The following is a 16,110-nucleotide window of genomic DNA, read 5'->3' as shown; positions in this document are numbered from 1 at the left end:
AAGCGGTTTCCTTTCCGCGTACTGCATTTTCGATGAAAGGAAATCCGGTGGCACAGAAGGTTCAGGTCCTTCTTGTCGATGACCTCGACGGTGGCGAGGCTGACGAGACCGTGACGTTCGCTCTTGACGGGAAGAGCTTCGAGATCGACCTCACCACCGCCAACGCGGACAAGCTCCGGGGTCTCCTTGAGCCGTACGTGAAGAGCGGCCGGCGCACCGGTGGCCGCGCGGCGGGCGGTCGCGGCAAGGCCCGTGGCGCGCTGCTCGGCACCGGCAACCAGAACACTGCCGAGATCCGCAAGTGGGCCAAGGAGCAGGGTTACAACGTGAACGACCGCGGACGCGTCCCGGCCGAAATCCGTGAGGCCTACGAGAAGCAGAACGGCTGAGTTCCCGCGTTCCCCGCACCACCTGGGGATTTCGCGTGAAACAACCGGGCCCGGTGGCATTCCGTCGCCGCCGCTGCCACCAGCCTCACGAGGCTGAGGCACGCGGCGCGACCGCCCGGCAGGGTCCCCGGACCCTGGGAAGCACCCTTTTCACCGGCACCACCGCACTGAGTGAATCCGGTGAATGAGGGCAGCCGCGCTTCCACCTCGCACCCGGGCTCGGGGGGCCGCAGCCAGACGGCGGCCCCCCGCGAGCCGGACCATCCCGGCGGCACGGGTGCGGTGATCCGGCCTCCGGCGCCGACGGCCGTCAGATCGAGGCCGACGCCGCCCCACTCCAGCCAGTCGAGCAGCCCCGGCAGCTCGTCCGCGCTTCCGGCCGCCACGAGCAGCCGCATCCGGCACCCCACCAGGGCGACCGGTCCCGTCCGCTCGTGCCGCTTCAGCAAGGCGAATCCGGCGGTCGCCGGGAGCTCCAGGACGTCGAAGCGCAGTCCGGTGAGCAGCTGGACGGGGGGACCGGACGAAACGGCCCAGCCGAGCTCGCGTTCGTACCACTGCGCGAGCGGGCCATCCAGGGGGGCGCGAGGTGCCGGCACGGTGAAGGCCATGCCCGGAGCAACTGGAGAAACGTCGCTGGGTTACGCTGAGTTTCCGGACGACTGCGCTCCGTTGTGGAAAGTGCGGCGCTTGGGGGCGTGAGCGGGCGCAAGGTTGTTCGCCCGTAGCTTACGGAACCGGGGTGCGCCGCATGGAGTGTCAGTCCGGACGGGTAAGACATTCCTAGTGGGGAGGGGCGACACGCTCGTCAGGCGGTCTCACGTTCGCCATCGGCGTACTGGAGACAGGGGTATCTGCCTGGCCTGCGGGAACATCGTCTCGCACCATCGGGTTGGAGCAGTTGTCGGCTGTTCGGGCCGGGAGGCAATGAACGGGTGTCGGCAGTTGGAATGAGCTGTCCCGCCCTGCGGGACTAGCATGCGGAAGGACAGGGAGGGGACCGCCCCCTTACTGCCCGACCGCTCTGAGGAGCGATTAACGATGTTCGAGAGGTTCACCGACCGCGCGCGGCGGGTTGTCGTCCTGGCTCAGGAAGAAGCCCGGATGCTCAACCACAACTACATCGGCACCGAGCACATCCTCCTGGGCCTGATCCACGAGGGTGAGGGTGTCGCCGCTAAGGCCCTGGAGAGCCTCGGGATTTCGCTCGAGGCGGTCCGCCAGCAGGTGGAGGAGATCATCGGCCAGGGCCAGCAGGCCCCGTCCGGGCACATCCCCTTCACGCCCCGTGCCAAGAAGGTCCTGGAGCTGTCGCTCCGCGAGGCCCTCCAGCTCGGCCACAACTACATCGGCACCGAGCACATCCTGCTCGGCCTGATCCGCGAGGGCGAGGGCGTCGCCGCCCAGGTCCTCGTGAAGCTGGGCGCCGATCTCAACCGGGTGCGGCAGCAGGTCATCCAGCTGCTCTCCGGCTACCAGGGCAAGGAAGCCGCCACCGCCGGCGGCCCTGCGGAGGGCACTCCCTCCACGTCCCTGGTGCTCGACCAGTTCGGCCGCAACCTGACGCAGGCCGCTCGCGAATCCAAGCTCGACCCGGTCATCGGGCGCGAGAAGGAGATCGAGCGCGTCATGCAGGTCCTGTCGCGCCGTACCAAGAACAACCCGGTGCTCATCGGCGAGCCCGGCGTCGGCAAGACCGCCGTCGTCGAGGGCCTGGCCCAGGCGATCGTCAAGGGCGAGGTGCCCGAGACGCTCAAGGACAAGCACCTGTACACGCTGGACCTCGGCGCCCTGGTCGCCGGATCCCGCTACCGCGGTGACTTCGAGGAGCGCCTGAAGAAGGTCCTCAAGGAGATCCGCACCCGCGGCGACATCATCCTGTTCATCGACGAGCTCCACACCCTGGTGGGTGCGGGTGCCGCCGAGGGCGCGATCGACGCGGCGAGCATCCTCAAGCCGATGCTGGCCCGCGGTGAGCTCCAGACCATCGGTGCCACCACCCTCGACGAGTACCGCAAGCACCTGGAGAAGGACGCGGCCCTTGAGCGCCGCTTCCAGCCGATCCAGGTCGCCGAGCCGTCGCTGCCGCACACCATCGAGATCCTCAAGGGTCTGCGCGACCGCTACGAGGCCCACCACCGCGTCTCGATCACGGACGAGGCCCTCGTCCAGGCCGCGACGCTGGCCGACCGGTACATCTCGGACCGCTTCCTGCCGGACAAGGCGATCGACCTGATCGACGAGGCCGGTTCCCGGATGCGCATCCGCCGGATGACCGCGCCGCCGGACCTCCGCGAGTTCGACGAGAAGATCGCGGGCGTGCGCCGCGACAAGGAGTCGGCGATCGACTCCCAGGACTTCGAGAAGGCGGCCTCTCTCCGCGACAAGGAGAAGCAGCTGCTCGCCGCGAAGGCCAAGCGCGAGAAGGAGTGGAAGGCCGGCGACATGGACGTCGTCGCCGAGGTCGACGGCGAGCTGATCGCCGAGGTCCTGGCCACGGCCACGGGCATCCCGGTCTTCAAGCTCACCGAGGAGGAGTCCTCGCGGCTGCTCCGCATGGAAGACGAGCTGCACAAGCGCGTCATCGGCCAGAAGGACGCCATCAAGGCGCTCTCGCAGGCCATCCGGCGTACCCGTGCCGGCCTGAAGGACCCGAAGCGCCCCGGCGGTTCGTTCATCTTCGCGGGCCCGTCCGGTGTCGGTAAGACCGAGCTGTCCAAGACGCTCGCCGAATTCCTCTTCGGCGACGAGGACGCACTGATCTCCCTCGACATGTCGGAGTTCAGCGAGAAGCACACGGTTTCCCGCCTCTTCGGTTCGCCCCCCGGCTACGTGGGTTACGAAGAGGGCGGCCAGCTCACCGAGAAGGTGCGCCGCAAGCCGTTCTCCGTCGTCCTCTTCGACGAGGTCGAGAAGGCCCACCCCGATATCTTCAATTCCCTGCTCCAGATTCTGGAAGACGGTCGCCTGACCGACTCCCAGGGCCGGGTCGTGGACTTCAAGAACACGGTCATCATCATGACGACCAACCTCGGGACCCGGGACATCTCCAAGGGCTTCAACCTGGGCTTCGCCGCCCAGGGCGACGTCAAGACCGGCTACGAGCGCATGAAGGCCAAGGTCAACGAGGAGCTGAAGCAGCACTTCCGCCCCGAGTTCCTCAACCGTGTCGACGACACGGTGGTCTTCCACCAGCTCACCGAGGAAGACATCATCGAGATCGTCGACCTCATGATCGCCAAGGTGGACGAGCGCCTCAAGGACCGCGACATGGGCATCGAGCTCAATGCCGAGGCCAAGTCGCTGCTCGCCAAGAAGGGCTACGACCCGATCATGGGCGCCCGGCCGCTGCGCCGGACGATCCAGCGGGAGATCGAGGACATCCTCTCCGAGAAGATCCTCTTCGGTGAGCTGCGCCCCGGTCACATCGTGGTCATCGGCACCGAGGGCGAGGGTGAGGAGAAGAAGTTCACCTTCCGCGGCGAGGAGAAGTCGGCTCTGCCCGACGTCCCGCCGATCGAGGACGCGGCCGCCGGCGGCGCGGGTCCGAACCTGAGCAAGGAGGCGTAGTCCTCTCCGGAGGCCTTGCCTGAAGGGGCTGCCCCGGCTTGTACGTGACGAACGTACGAACCGGGGCAGCCCCTTTTTCGTGCCGCTGTGGAAGCGCCTTCGTAACGCAACGGCAGCGCACCAACTCCCTTATTTCTCAGGTGAGTTCGGGTGGTGGCGGCCCGCCGTTGACCGTGACCGTCAGGCCGGGGCGACGCAGCAGGGCGGCCGGGTTCCAGGAGCCGGCCTGGACGATGCCCACCGCGAGGTCCACTGTCGTCAGCGCGGGGAACACCGTGAGGACCGCGCCGAGGTCGCCGTCGGAGTTGGCGAGCCACAGGTCGAGGTGGCGCACGCTGGGCAGCGGCGCCACCCCGGCGAGGGCCGCCACCGAGCTGAGCGCGACCCCGAGCCGGGTGATGCCGGGCCGCCCGCGTACGTACGCCAGGAGCCGCCGGGTGGTGGCCGAGGAGGAGGGGGCGAGCTCCAGGTAGCTGAGGGCGGGCCAGTGGCTCAGGGCGTCGAAGCCGGCGACCTGGTCGGCCTCCAGGTGCAGGGTGGTGACGCCGTTCAGGACCGGCAGCTGCGCCAGGTGCAGGTCGGTGCTGCTGCCGAACAGCAGGGTGCGCAGCGCGGGGAGCTCGCCGAGCGGGGCCAGGTCGACCTCCTGGGCGGACACGTCGAGCAGTCCGAGCGAGGTCAGGCCCGGCAGCCGGGCGAGCTGGGAGAGGTCGCGCAGTCCCGAACCCCGCAGCACCTCCAGGTCTTCGAGGCGTTCCGCACTGTCCCGCAGGAACGCCAGGTCGGTGAGGCTCTCGCAGCCGTTCAGGCGCAGGGCCGCCACCTTCCTGCCGCGCAGCGCGGTGTGCAGCTCGTCCGCGGTGAGGTCGGGCGGCACGGTGATCCACAGCCGGCGGGCGTCGGGGACGTGCGGGAGCTGGGCGAGCTGCCAGCGGGTCTCCACGTGCAGCCGGGCCTCGCGCAGGTCGAGGCGGGCGAGCACCTCGCGGGCGTACCGCTCGGCGGGGTAGCGCGACCACTCGGTGGCGAACAGGTCGACGGCGTCCGGGTGGGCGGCGGACCAGGCGCGGGCGTGCTCGATGGACTCCGCGTTGCCGACCCGGTTGATGAGCCCGACGACGTTCGCCAGTGCTTCGGGGGGCGTCTCGCACGGGGCCGGCAAGTGATCGAGGACGGTCGGGCCGAGGCGGGCCAGGAGCGTGACGGTCTCCAGGTCGCGGGGCGGGAGCAGCGCGCTGATGTGCTCGCGGACCCGGCGGGCGGTCGTCTCGTCCAGGTAGGCGGCGTGCTGGGCGCAGCGGGCCGCGAGCACGTGGATCTTCGCCTTGTCCTGGTGGCTCTGCCGGCGGGAGCCCGCGTCCAGGAGGCCGTTGATGAGGACCGGCCGGTCGCGGCGGCCGCAGTGCCCGGCGGCGAGCAGGATCACGTCCTGCCACTGCTGCTCCTCGGAGGCGTGCCGCAGGAGCTCGCCCAGGTGGCCGTCCTCCACGAACTCCTTGGCGGCCAGGAAGTCCTGGAAGGTGCGGTGGGTGAACTGGAAGACGTCGTCGGCGCGTTCCTGGAGCAGCCCGCTGCGGTTGAGCAGATGCCGCAGCACGTCTTCGGGGGTGCCCTGGCCGCGTACGTTCTCCATGCCCGACAGGGCCCGCTTGAGCTGGCGCAGCGCCTGGTCGCGGGAGAACTCCGACTGGCCCTCGCGCACCAGCCACACCGCGATCCGCTGGAGCAGCTCGGTGCACTCGTCCGCGCTGATCTGGATGCCCTCGGGCGCCTCGACCTTGCGCTGCTGGTCCCGGTTGCCGAGCAGCATCCGTAAAGCCGCCTCGTACAGCTTCCAGCGGGTGTCCGGCAGGAAGCCCTGGCGCAGCCGGTGCAGGGCGCAGATCACCGCGCACAGCAGCGGGGTGCGGGCCAGGCCCCGCAGGGTGCTGTTCTGTTTGAACTGTTCGGACAGGTCGCGCTCCAGCTCGTCCAGGTCCTCGTGCGGGCCGCTGTCGAGGCGGGCCGCGCGGTGCCAGGCGGCGATGAACGCGGTGATGTCCTCGTCGTTCATGGGGAGCAGCCTGAGCTCCTCGAAGCCCGCGTACTTCAGCCAGTCCGGCTCGACCGCCATCGGCCGCACCGTCACCACGCAGCGCGTGCGCGGATAGCGGTCCAGGAGGGCGGCGAGCCAGCGGTGCGCCTCCTCGCGGTCCTCCTGGGGAACCTCGTCGAGGCCGTCGACCAGGAGCAGCGCCTGCCCGGTCTTCAGGACGCGCCCGGCCCAGCCCTCGGGCGCCGCGTCCACCACGAGCCGTGCGGCGGTGGGGAGTTGGGCGGGCAGCGGGAAGGTGGCGCCCTGGGCGCGCAGGGTGCGCAGCGGCACCACGAACGGGACGAGCGCGTTGAGGTCCGCGAGCCCCGGGCCGAGCCGGCCGGCCGCCGCGTGCGCCGCGAGCCACCACACCAGGGTGGTCTTCCCGGCGCCCGCCTCGCCGCGGATCAGGACCCGGGGTCGGGAGGCGAGCAGGGTGTCGATGCGCTGCGGCGCGCTGTCCATCAGGGGGCGGCCGGCCTGCGGGGGCTCGGTGGCCTTGGGTCTGGCCTCCAGGCTGAGGTAGGCGGTGTCGAGGTCCCATTCGGAGTCCCGCTTGTTCAGCTCGTCCAGGCCGAAGATCTTCGTCTTGCGGTACGAGGCGCCGATCGCCTCGGCGTACTCGTGCTCGTAGCGCTGGTCCTCCGGGGGGACGCCGGTGACCAGTTCGAGGGTGGTCACGGCGGCGAGCGTGGCGAACGCGGCGCGGAATCCCTCCGAGGCGAAGATGCCCCGCAGCGGCACGCACACCACCCGGCGGTGGCCGCGCCCGCGCGGGATCTCCTTGACCAGGCCGAGCAGGGTGGCCGCCGCGAAGAGCGGCGCGCCGGACAGACCCGCGAGCGGCGAGCTGCCGTCCGCGCGCTCGGCGGCAGGGGGCCGGTGCAGCTCGCAGACCAGGTCGTCGCGCAGGCTGCCCGCGACCGGCAGGACCGTGCCCACGAACTGGTCGTAGTCGAGGTGGTGGTCCGCGCCGTAGCGCTGGATGTCGGGGAAGCCGATGATCTCGCAGCCGGGCAGCGACTGCGCGGTGTCGACGGTGCCGAGCCGCAGAAGGCCGGGCAGCAGCTCCTCGGCGCTGTAGATCAGCGCGGCGTCCAACTGGGCGTCCTGCCACAGGACTTGGGCGGTCACCTCGCCGATCGCGGGGTGCGCGAGCCGGACCGGCGGGGCGCCGACCAGGTTGTGCGCACAGGTCAGCACCAGCCACGGGGACACGATGACCCCGCTGCCCTGGTGCCCGTCGGACAGCACGGCCACGACCCGGTCGGCGGTCGTGGGCAGTGACGTACTCACCGCGGCCCGGTCCCGAAGCCGCCGCCGGGCCGGTCGTTGCCGACCTTCCAGGCGGCGCCGTCGTCGGCGGCGTGCGGCTTCAGGGTGAAGGACACCTTGTGCGTACGCCCCGTGCTGCGCCCGGCGTCGGCGCCCGCGTCCACCACCCAGGCCCGGACCTTGAGGCCGCCCTTGACTTCCTTGCGCAGTTCGAGCGTGAACTCCATCTGGATGTCGCCGAGTTCGAAGACCAGCGGCTGCCCGGTGGCCCGGGCGGCGGCTTCGGTGAGCTGATCGCGTACGGACTCGATGGCGTCGGCCAGCTCGATCCCGTCGAATGCGTGCGTGCCGTCCTCGTGCGTGCCGTCGTCATGCGCGTCGTCGGTATGTCTGTCGCCGGTCATGGTGCGGCCCCCTCGCCTCACCCCAATTCTGGCTCTGTGAACGGGAGTTGGGACAGAGGCGTGCGCCTGCGGCGCTCGGCCTCGAAATGTTAGGTTGCTGCCTAATGGTCCTAGTATCAGCGTCCCGCGGCATGAAGGCCGTAACCGAGCGGGACATCCGCGCATCGTTCATCAACTGCCCCAAGGGCGAGTTCGCGCGCCTGGCGAGGCTCGCGGGACCTTGGTCCTGAAAGGGACGGGCTTGCGACCCGGCGGCGGTGACAAGGCGCACAGGGGGTTTCGCGCCTACTAGGCGACATAGGCGTTGTTGGCCGGGGATTCGCGGTATTCCCGTTCTGATCGTTACGGCTTTCGTTAGTAGATGGGCGGTTTGGGTGGCAATGGGGGTTTGGGTTACCAAGGTGGGGCGACCCGGTGTGCCGTTGTGCGTGCCGGGTCCTCGCACGCCGCCGGCCTCGTTCGGTGGCCGACCCTGTCGCCGTACGGAAGAGCTCCCGCATGCCCCAGCGCACCCCGTCCAAGCCCGCCCGCCCGTCCGCGTTCCGTCTGCGTGCCGCGGCCGTGACCGCCGTCGCCGCGATGGGGGGCGCCGCCCTCCTCGGCACGGGTGTCGCGGTCGCCGACGAGGTGAACGCGGCGCCGCTCGCGACCGCCTCCGCCACCACGAACGCGGTCGCCAAGCAGGCCAAGGCTCAGACGAAGGCTGCCGCGGTGAAGCAGGCCAAGGCCGCCTCCTGGGTGCACCCGGTCGCGCGCTACACGCTGAGCGCGAGCTTCGGCCTGGGCGGTTCGATGTGGGCGAGCAAGCACTCCGGGCAGGACTTCGCGGTGCCCAGCGGCACGCCCGTCTCCGCCGCGCACGCCGGAACCGTCGTCAAGGCCGGCCCGGTCGGCGCCGGCGACGGCCCCGCGTACGGCAACGCGATCGTGATCCGGCACGCCGACAACACGTACTCGCAGTACGCCCACCTGTCGAAGATCAACGTACGGATCGGCCAGGGCGTGGCCACCGGCGAGCGCATCGCGCTGTCCGGCAACACCGGCAACTCCAGCGGCCCGCACCTGCACTTCGAGATCCGCAAGACGCCGAACTACGGCTCGGCCGTCAACCCGGTCGCGTTCCTGCGGACGGTGGGCGTGACCGTCTGACCGCCTATGCGCGGGTGTTGTGGTGGGCCTGGACGACCAGGTCGTTGGCGACTTCGAGGATGCTGGTGCGCTTCTCCTCGGGGTCGCCTTCCATGTCTTTGAGGACGAACATCCCGGCGTGCATCGAGAACAGCGCCGTGAAGCACCGGATGCGGTCGGCCATGGCGGAGTCCGGGTCCTTGAGCAGGTCGACCATCGCGTGCATCCGCTCCTTGAACATCTCGCCGATGCTCAGTTCGCGCATGGTCGCCTGGTTCTCCTGCATGAAACGGAAGAGCGGCTCGGCCCCGATCAAGGCCTCGCTGTAGCGGCCCAGGATCTCCAGCTTCACGTCCAGCGTCTTCGGCTGCGTGCGGCCCCACTCGATCACCTCGTCCATGGGCCTGGTGAGGTCCTGGAAGAGGCTGATGATGATGTCTTCCTTGGTCTTGAAGTGGTAGTAGAGCGCGGCCTTCGTCACATCGAGCCGCTCGGCGATCTCGCGCAGCGAGGTCTTCTCGTACCCCTGCTCACCGAAGAGCTCCAGGGCAACGTCCTGGATCCGCTGGCGGGTGTTTCCTCTGGCCATGCCGCTCTCCCGAATGCGTACGGCCGCCGTCCCCCGACGGCCGTGCCGTTTGTCATTTTACTTACTTGACGCCCGGCAAGTTGGGGTCTACCTTCCCCAGTGTAGTGGTAACTAGCCGGGCGACAAGTAAGTGCCTCGCCCGGTGGACGGCAGGTTTCAGGGAGTTGGGGACGATGGCGACGGGGATACCGGAAGAAACGGCGGCCGAGGCGGGGGTGACCGACGGGCCACAGCCCCGCAGCGTCCGCGTCGTGCTGCTCGCGCTCATGATCGCGATGCTGCTCGCGATGCTGGACAACATGATCGTGAACACGGCGATGCCGACGATCGTGGGCGAGCTCGGCGGGCTTGAGCACCTGTCCTGGGTGGTGACCGCGTACACCCTGGCCACCGCCGCGTCCACGCCGATCTGGGGCAAGCTCGGCGACATGTACGGGCGCAAGGGCGCCTTCCTCACCTCCATAGTGATCTTCCTGATCGGCTCCGCGCTCAGCGGCATGGCGCAGGACATGGCCCAGCTCATCGGCTTCCGCGCGATCCAGGGCCTCGGCGCTGGCGGCCTGATGGTCGGCGTCATGGCGATCATCGGCGACCTGATTCCGCCCCGGGACCGCGGCAAGTACCAGGGCATGATGGCCGGCGTCATGGCGCTCGCGATGATCGGCGGCCCGCTGGTCGGCGGCGCCATCACCGACCACCTCGGCTGGCGCTGGACGTTCTACATCAACATCCCGCTGGGCGCGGTCGCGCTCGCCATGGTCACCGCCGTACTGCACCTGCCCAAGAAGCGGGCGCGCGGGCGGATCGACTACCTCGGCACGATCCTGCTGACCGTCGGCATCACCTCGATCGTCCTGGTCACCACGTGGGGCGGCTCGCAGTACTCGTGGGGCTCCGCGATCATCATGGAGCTCATCGCGCTCGGCGTTGCCTCGATCGTCGGCTTCCTCTTCGTCGAGACGAAGGCCGCCGAGCCGATCGTGCCGCTGCACATCTTCCGCAACCGCAACTTCTCGCTGATGTCCGGGATCGGCTTCCTCACCGGCTTCGTGATGTTCGGCGCGATGCTGTTCCTGCCGCTGTACCAGCAGTCCGTACAGGGTGCCTCGGCCACCAACTCCGGTCTGCTGCTGCTTCCGATGCTGCTCTCGATGATGGTCGTCTCGCTCATCGCGGGCCGGGTCACCACCAACAGCGGCAAGTACAAGATCTTCCCGATCCTGGGCGGCGCGCTGGTCGTGGTCGGCCTGTTCCTGCTCTCCACGATGGACACCACCACGACCCGGCTCATGTCCGGTGTCTACATGGCGGTGCTCGGCGCGGGCATGGGCTTCCTGATGCAGATCACGATGCTGGTCGCGCAGAACAGCGTCGAGATGAAGGACATGGGCGTCGCCTCGTCCTCCACGACCCTCTTCCGTACGCTCGGCTCGTCCTTCGGCGTCTCGATCATGGGCGCGATCTTCACCAACCGGGTGGGCGACGAGATGACGCGCCGCCTCGGCTCGGCGGCCTCTTCGGGCGCGGGCAAGCTGGCCAACGCCCAGCTGGACCAGGCGAGCCTGGCGAAGCTGCCGGCTCCGGTACGTGAGGCGTACCAGTACGCGGTGTCCTCCGGTACGCACGGGACGTTCCTGGTCGGTTCGATCATCGCGGTGGCCATGTTCGTGGCGGCCCTCTTCGTCAAGGAGGTCCCGCTGCGGGGCTCCGCCCCGGCCCCCGAGCCGGAGAAGTCCGCCCCGGCGGACGCGGCGGCCCTCTCGGAGCCGGTGGCTTAGGTACGCCAACGCTGGGGCTCCGCCGTTGGGGGTGGCGGAGCCCAGGGGGCTCTTCCACCCCGGCCGGCCAGCGGGACCAGCGCCGAGATCAGCAGTGCCGTCGCCAGGCGGCCGGCCGAGCCGAGCGTCGGCTCGGCGCTGATCGGTGCGCGTACGGACCACGTATACGCGTAACGACTACACCTGCCGCGCGTCCTTCGGCGGCGGCTGGACCGGGAAGCTGCCCGTGTTCGTCGGCGCGTGTTCCGGGAGCCAGAGCACCGCGATCGCGCCGCCCGTGCCCGGCACGTGGGGCGCGCCCTCGGGGGCCACGTTGCGGAAGGTGAGCCGGGCACCGAGCACCTTGGCCTGGCCCGCGGCGATCGTCAGACCCAGGCCGTGCCCGTTGCCCGCCCGGTCGCTCGACCCCGTACGGAACCGGCTCGGCCCCTCGCGGAGCAGCGCCTCGGGGAAGCCGGAGCCATGGTCGCGGACCCGTACGACCCGGCCCTCGACGGTGACCTCCACCGGCCCCTCGCCGTGCTTGGCGGCGTTGCCGAGCAGGTTGCCCAGGATGCGTTCCAGGCGGCGGGGGTCGGTGGAGACCCACGACTCGTGGACGACCCGCACCTTCACCTCGGGGTCGAACACGGCGACCCGCCGGCTCACGAACTCGCCGAGCGCGATGTCCTGCAGCTCGGCCCGCTCGGAGGCGCTGTCGAGCCGGGCCACCTCCAGGACGTCCTCGACCAGCGTGCGCATGGCCTGCGCCCGGTTGCGCACCAGCTCGGTGGGGCGGCCGGGCGGCAGGAGTTCGGCGGCGGTGAGCAGCCCGGTGACCGGGGTGCGCAGCTCGTGCGCGATGTCGGCGGTGACCCGGCGCTCGGCCTCGATGCGCTCCTGCAGCGCGTCGGTGAGCGCGTCCACGGCGCGGGCGAGCTCGTCGGTCTCGTCGCGCACGACACCGCCGATGGCGTCCCTGACCCGTACCTCCGTGTTGCCCTCGGCGACCTTGCCCGCGGCGTCCGCCGCCTTGCGGAGCCTGCGCGAGATCTGGCCGCCGATGAGGATGCCGAGCGCGCAGCCGCCGAAGACGACCGCGACCGAGCCGATGACCAGGGCGCGGTCGAGGTCGGCCATCACGTTGGAGCTGCGGTCGGTGAAGGTGGAGTGCAGCGACAGCACGTCGCCGTTGCCCACCGGCACGGCGGCCCAGATGTCGGGCGGGCCGCTGCCGCGCTCCTGCACGGACGAGACCTTGCGGCCCTGCAGCGCCTTGGACTTCAGCACGGCCGGCAGCGCGGGATCGTTCAGCTTGGTGCCGAAGCGGACCCGCTTGTTGCTGGTCTCGTAGTAGTTCTGCGCGAAGTTGAGCCGCTCCATCTGCACTTCGCGGGCGTTGTCGAGCATGGAGACGCGGGCCGCGTTGTGCACGACGAGGCTCAGCGCCATCACGGTGAGCGCGCCGACCGCGGTGATCGCGATGCTGATCTTCCAGCGGACGCCGGTCCGCAGGGCCGGCCACCTCATGCGACGTGCTCCTGTTCGGCTTCGGCGCGGGTACGGGGGCCGGGCCCCGGGAGATCCCGGAGCCCGCGGCGGCCGGCCTGCGGCGCGGGGCGCCTCACTTGCCCATCACGCCTTCAACTTGTAGCCGAAGCCACGGACGGTCTCGATCCGGTCCTGCCCGATCTTGGTGCGCAGCCGCTGGACGTGGACGTCCACGACCCGGGTGTCACCGCCCCAGCCGTAGTCCCAGACCCGCTCAAGGAGCTTGTCGCGGGACAGTACGGTGCCGGGCGCCGAGGAGAATTCGAGCAGCAGCCGCATCTCGGTCGGGGTCAGCGCGACGGTCTCGCCGCCCTTGCGGACCTCCATGCCCTCGGTGTCGATCTCGATGTCGCCGAAGGCGAGCACCCCGCGCTCGGGCGCCTCCTCGGGCGTCTCGGTGGCGGTGCCCGGCCCGCCCGCGTGCCCGAAGCGGCGCAGCACCGCGCGGATCCGGGCGACCAGGACGGCGCCGTCGAACGGCTTGGTGACGTAGTCGTCCGCGCCGGCCTCCAGGCCGAGGACGACGTCGATGGAGTCGGCCCGCGCGGACAGCATGATGACCGGCACGGTCGACTCGTCGCGGATCCGGCGGCACAGGCTGACGCCGTCGAGGCCCGGCAGCATCACGTCGAGCAGGGCGATGTCCGGCCGGTCGGCGCGGAACGCCTCCAGCCCGGAGAGCCCGTCGGGCATGGCGGTCACGGTGAAGCCGTCCCGCTCAAGGGCGAGCTGGGTGGCTTCACGGATGACGTCGTCGTCCTCGACGAACAGAACATGGGTTTCGGCCATCGCGCTGCTCTCTCAGTTCTCCGGCGGTCTCTTCCGTCGCCCGGCCGTCGTGCTGGGGCCGGGCGCAGTACCAGTCTGCGGCATGCCCACGGCGACGGTTGCCGATCCGGGCGGCCGGATCAGGGGGTGGCGGGCACGGGGGCGGCGGTCTCGTTGCCGCCGACCGCCTTGCTGTAGTCGTTCTCCACCTGGTCCTGCTGGGCGAATTTACCGCCCGAACCGCCCGCACCGGCCGTCCAGTGGTAGGTCGTCACGACCTCGCTGGACGCGAACGCCGGCTTGTCACCGGCCGCGTACTGCTGTCGGGTCACCACCAGGTCGCCCCGGTCGATCTCGGCGTACACGGGCGTCTCCTCGGCGGTGAAGACGTTGTCGTACGAGGCGCCCGATGCGCGGTACACATACGCGCCGAGGCCGACGGCGTCCGCGCAGTTCATGACGTTCACGATGACGTCCTGGCCGGTCGCGCCGGTCAGGTGCCCGTACGTCACGTCGATCGGGTACTCGTCCTTGGTGCAGGGCTTGAGCTGGGCCTTGACCCGGGCGCTGACCTTCGGGTCGGCCTTGAGCAGCTTCACCGGGTCGACCTTGGTGAACGGCGCCGGGCTGGTCGCGCTCGGCGACGGCGTGGCGTGGGAGACCTTGTCCGACTTCGGGGCCTCGCCCTCGTCCCGGGTGCCGGTGCCGCCGGTGGAGCAGCCGGCCATGAGCAGCCCGAGGGCGGAGAGCCCGGCCAGTGCCGTGGTCCCCGCCGTCAAAGCGCCCCCGCTGTGCCTGCTCAGGCCGCGCACCGCTCCCGCCCCTTTACCTCGCCCGTGTAACCGCGCTCCAGCGCACGGAAGTCCAGCTCGCGGCTCTCCAGCTCCTGGCGGAGCCGGGCCAGCGCCCGGTGCAGCGTGCTCTTGACCGTGCCGGCCGACATGCCGAGGGCGGCGGCCGTCTCCTCGGTGCTCATCTGCTCCCAGTGTCGCAGCACGACGACGCTGCGCTGCTTGGGGGCCAGGACCTTCAGGACGTCCATGAGCAGGGCGCGGTCGGCGCGCTGCTCGGAGCCGTCCTCGACGCGGGCGTCGGGCAGCTGCTCGGTCGGCACCTCTTCGAGCTTGCGGGCCCGCCACCACTCGGTCCGGGTGTTGATCATGACCCGGCGCAGGTACGCGTCGGCGAGCGTCTTGTCGGCGATGCCGTCCCAGCGGCCGTAGGTGCGGGCCAGCGCGGTCTGCAGCAGGTCCTGCGCGTCCACCGGGTCCGGAACGAGCCGCCGGGCACTCCGAAGAAGCGCGTCCTGCCGGGTGCGTACGTACTCCTCGAACTCAAGCACCTCGCCCTGCGCCATACCCAACCGCCTCCGTCGTCCCCGTGAGCTGGTCCCGCTCGTCCTGCTGGTCGCTTACGTCAATGAAGCTACGGAGGACTTGTCACGGGGCTGTGCGGAGCAGCCGTCGGCAGACGCACGGAGAGCCATCGGTTGTGTAACAGCCGAGGTTTACCGCCGTTTTCCAGGGGTAACGCCGCTCTTTCGGGCGTTACGGACACAGTCGGGCAGGACGGCGGCCGGGGTGGTCGTCGCCGCGATCACGGCTCTGGTCACGACTGCGGCAGGCGGTAGAAGCCGTCTTCGAGCGGCTCCACGAGACCGTCCGCGACGAGCCCGTCGAGCGCCCGGGCCCGTTGCACCGGCTCGTGCCACACCGCGTCCAGCGCCGACTGCGGTACGGAACCGGTGGCATCGCGCAGCACCGCGAGGAGCCGGCCGCGCACCTGACGGTCGGTGCCCGCATACGTCTGGCCGCGCCGGGCGGGGCCCTCGTGCGCGGGCTTTCCGGCGAGCCGCCAGGCGCACTGCGCGGCGATCGGGCAGCGCAGGCACGTCTCGTTCTTCGCCGTGCAGACCAGCGCGCCGAGCTCCATGGAGGCGGCGGCCCAGCGGGCCGCGGTGGCCTCGTCCTCGGGCAGCAGCGCGCGGGCCAGGCGCCGCTCGGCCGCGGTGGTCGCGGTCGGCGGGTACTGGACCCCGGTGACGGCGCGGGCGAACACCCGGCGCACGTTGGTGTCCAGGACGGCGTGTCGCTGCCCGTACGCGAACGAGGCGACGGCGGCCGCCGTGTACTCGCCGATGCCGGGCAGCGAGAGCAGCTGCCCGTGATCCGCCGGTACGTCGCCGCCGTGCCGTTCCGTTATGGCGAGGGCCGCTCCGTGCAGCCGCAGCGCCCGGCGCGGATAGCCGAGCCGGCCCCAGGCGCGGACGGCCTCGCCGGGCGCCTCGGCGGCCAGGTCGGCCGGGCGCGGCCAGCGCGCCAGCCACTGCTCGTACACCGGGAGCACCCGGCTGACCGGGGTCTGCTGGAGCATGAACTCGCTGACCATCACGCCCCAGGCGCCCGCTTCGGGGCGCCGCCAGGGCAGGTCGCGGGCGTGCTCGCCGAACCATCCGATGACGGATTCGTGCAGCACGGCGGGCTCGGTCTGCGGGTTCGTGGCGTTCTTCTCGTTCATGGGCATGCTGGGCACGGTCGGCCTCGTCGGCAGAATGTTCATCGCAGAGCCGATCCTGGCACGTTCGACCCCCGAGGGGGGCGCGCAA

The 16,110-nt window shown here is 70.4% G+C and carries 14 protein-coding genes; 5 read left to right on the top strand and 9 right to left on the bottom strand.

Features of this window, described 5'->3' with window-relative positions:
• The first annotated feature begins 47 nt into the window (after positions 1-47).
• On the top strand, positions 48-389 hold the full coding sequence (locus ADK54_RS31180; RefSeq protein ID WP_053729112.1) for a histone-like nucleoid-structuring protein Lsr2: 342 nt from the start codon (positions 48-50) through the stop codon (positions 387-389).
• Here the strand turns inward: ADK54_RS31180 and ADK54_RS31175 are convergent.
• Positions 368-1,000, bottom strand: coding sequence for an SCO3374 family protein (locus ADK54_RS31175; RefSeq protein ID WP_053729111.1), 633 nt, complete (start codon positions 998-1,000; stop codon positions 368-370). The two genes, ADK54_RS31180 and ADK54_RS31175, sit on opposite strands and share 22 nt — an antisense overlap.
• Positions 1,001-1,430: 430 nt before the next feature.
• On the opposite strand from ADK54_RS31175, the gene ADK54_RS31170 reads away from it, so the two are divergent.
• Complete coding sequence (locus ADK54_RS31170; RefSeq protein WP_053729110.1) at positions 1,431-3,959, top strand: ATP-dependent Clp protease ATP-binding subunit; 2,529 nt, start codon at positions 1,431-1,433, stop codon at positions 3,957-3,959.
• A gap of 136 nt (positions 3,960-4,095) precedes the next feature.
• Here the strand turns inward: ADK54_RS31170 and ADK54_RS31165 are convergent, their stop codons facing one another.
• Entirely contained in the window at positions 4,096-7,329 is a 3,234-nt protein-coding gene (locus tag ADK54_RS31165; RefSeq protein ID WP_063802087.1) for an NACHT domain-containing protein, read from the bottom strand.
• Positions 7,326-7,712, bottom strand: a complete 387-nt coding sequence (locus tag ADK54_RS31160; protein WP_053729109.1) for a trypco2 family protein — start codon at positions 7,710-7,712, stop codon at positions 7,326-7,328. The genes ADK54_RS31165 and ADK54_RS31160 overlap by 4 nt, the downstream gene beginning before the upstream one ends.
• Positions 7,713-7,843: 131 nt before the next feature.
• Between ADK54_RS31160 and ADK54_RS47820 the strand changes: the two genes are divergently transcribed.
• Positions 7,844-7,942 carry an FBP domain-containing protein gene (locus ADK54_RS47820; RefSeq protein WP_234392272.1) on the top strand — a complete coding sequence of 33 codons (99 nt, stop codon included), beginning with the start codon at positions 7,844-7,846 and terminating at the stop codon, positions 7,940-7,942.
• A 268-nt stretch (positions 7,943-8,210) separates the two neighbouring features.
• Entirely contained in the window at positions 8,211-8,861 is a 651-nt protein-coding gene (locus ADK54_RS31155; protein WP_053729108.1) for a M23 family metallopeptidase, read from the top strand.
• 4 nt (positions 8,862-8,865) lie between these two features.
• Here ADK54_RS31155 and ADK54_RS31150 read toward each other — a convergent pair whose 3' ends face one another.
• The gene (locus tag ADK54_RS31150) at positions 8,866-9,429 is read right to left on the bottom strand and encodes a TetR/AcrR family transcriptional regulator (protein ID WP_053729107.1); all 564 of its coding nucleotides are present in this window, start codon (positions 9,427-9,429) and stop codon (positions 8,866-8,868) included.
• Between the two features lie 173 nt (positions 9,430-9,602).
• Between ADK54_RS31150 and ADK54_RS31145 the strand changes: the two genes are divergently transcribed.
• The gene (locus tag ADK54_RS31145) at positions 9,603-11,207 is read left to right on the top strand and encodes an MDR family MFS transporter (RefSeq protein WP_053729106.1); all 1,605 of its coding nucleotides are present in this window, start codon (positions 9,603-9,605) and stop codon (positions 11,205-11,207) included.
• A 177-nt stretch (positions 11,208-11,384) separates the two neighbouring features.
• Here ADK54_RS31145 and cseC read toward each other — a convergent pair whose 3' ends face one another.
• The 5 genes from cseC to ADK54_RS31120 form a co-directional block, all read right to left on the bottom strand.
• Positions 11,385-12,716, bottom strand: coding sequence for a two-component system sensor histidine kinase CseC (gene cseC, locus ADK54_RS31140; protein WP_053729105.1), 1,332 nt, complete (start codon positions 12,714-12,716; stop codon positions 11,385-11,387).
• 105 nt (positions 12,717-12,821) lie between these two features.
• A complete protein-coding gene (gene cseB, locus ADK54_RS31135; protein ID WP_053729104.1) occupies positions 12,822-13,526 on the bottom strand; it encodes a two-component system response regulator CseB in 705 nt (234 codons plus the stop codon).
• A 119-nt stretch (positions 13,527-13,645) separates the two neighbouring features.
• Positions 13,646-14,317, bottom strand: coding sequence for a hypothetical protein (locus ADK54_RS31130; RefSeq protein WP_053729103.1), 672 nt, complete (start codon positions 14,315-14,317; stop codon positions 13,646-13,648).
• Positions 14,305-14,862, bottom strand: a complete 558-nt coding sequence (locus ADK54_RS31125; protein ID WP_053729102.1) for a SigE family RNA polymerase sigma factor — start codon at positions 14,860-14,862, stop codon at positions 14,305-14,307. Before ADK54_RS31125 ends, ADK54_RS31130 begins: the two co-directional genes overlap by 13 nt.
• Positions 14,863-15,113: 251 nt before the next feature.
• Entirely contained in the window at positions 15,114-16,028 is a 915-nt protein-coding gene (locus ADK54_RS31120; RefSeq protein WP_053729127.1) for an A/G-specific adenine glycosylase, read from the bottom strand.
• Positions 16,029-16,110 lie beyond the last annotated feature (82 nt).

This window comes from Streptomyces sp. WM6378, from assembly GCF_001279695.1.
Lineage (GTDB): Bacteria > Actinomycetota > Actinomycetes > Streptomycetales > Streptomycetaceae > Streptomyces.
The sequence above is the reverse complement of the archived record's forward strand: the minus strand, read 5'-3'. Positions and strand labels throughout refer to the sequence as shown.

Coding starts and splice junctions, on each gene's coding strand:
- ADK54_RS31150 (WP_053729107.1), bottom strand. CDS start 9,429: ATGGCCAGAGGAAACACCCGCCAGCGGATCCAGGACGTTGCCCTGGAG.
- cseC (WP_053729105.1), bottom strand. CDS start 12,716: ATGAGGTGGCCGGCCCTGCGGACCGGCGTCCGCTGGAAGATCAGCATC.
- ADK54_RS31155 (WP_053729108.1), top strand. CDS start 8,211: ATGCCCCAGCGCACCCCGTCCAAGCCCGCCCGCCCGTCCGCGTTCCGT.
- ADK54_RS31170 (WP_053729110.1), top strand. CDS start 1,431: ATGTTCGAGAGGTTCACCGACCGCGCGCGGCGGGTTGTCGTCCTGGCT.
- ADK54_RS47820 (WP_234392272.1), top strand. CDS start 7,844: ATGAAGGCCGTAACCGAGCGGGACATCCGCGCATCGTTCATCAACTGC.
- ADK54_RS31160 (WP_053729109.1), bottom strand. CDS start 7,712: ATGACCGGCGACAGACATACCGACGACGCGCATGACGACGGCACGCAC.
- ADK54_RS31145 (WP_053729106.1), top strand. CDS start 9,603: ATGGCGACGGGGATACCGGAAGAAACGGCGGCCGAGGCGGGGGTGACC.
- cseB (WP_053729104.1), bottom strand. CDS start 13,526: ATGGCCGAAACCCATGTTCTGTTCGTCGAGGACGACGACGTCATCCGT.
- ADK54_RS31125 (WP_053729102.1), bottom strand. CDS start 14,862: ATGGCGCAGGGCGAGGTGCTTGAGTTCGAGGAGTACGTACGCACCCGG.
- ADK54_RS31175 (WP_053729111.1), bottom strand. CDS start 1,000: ATGGCCTTCACCGTGCCGGCACCTCGCGCCCCCCTGGATGGCCCGCTC.
- ADK54_RS31120 (WP_053729127.1), bottom strand. CDS start 16,028: ATGCCCATGAACGAGAAGAACGCCACGAACCCGCAGACCGAGCCCGCC.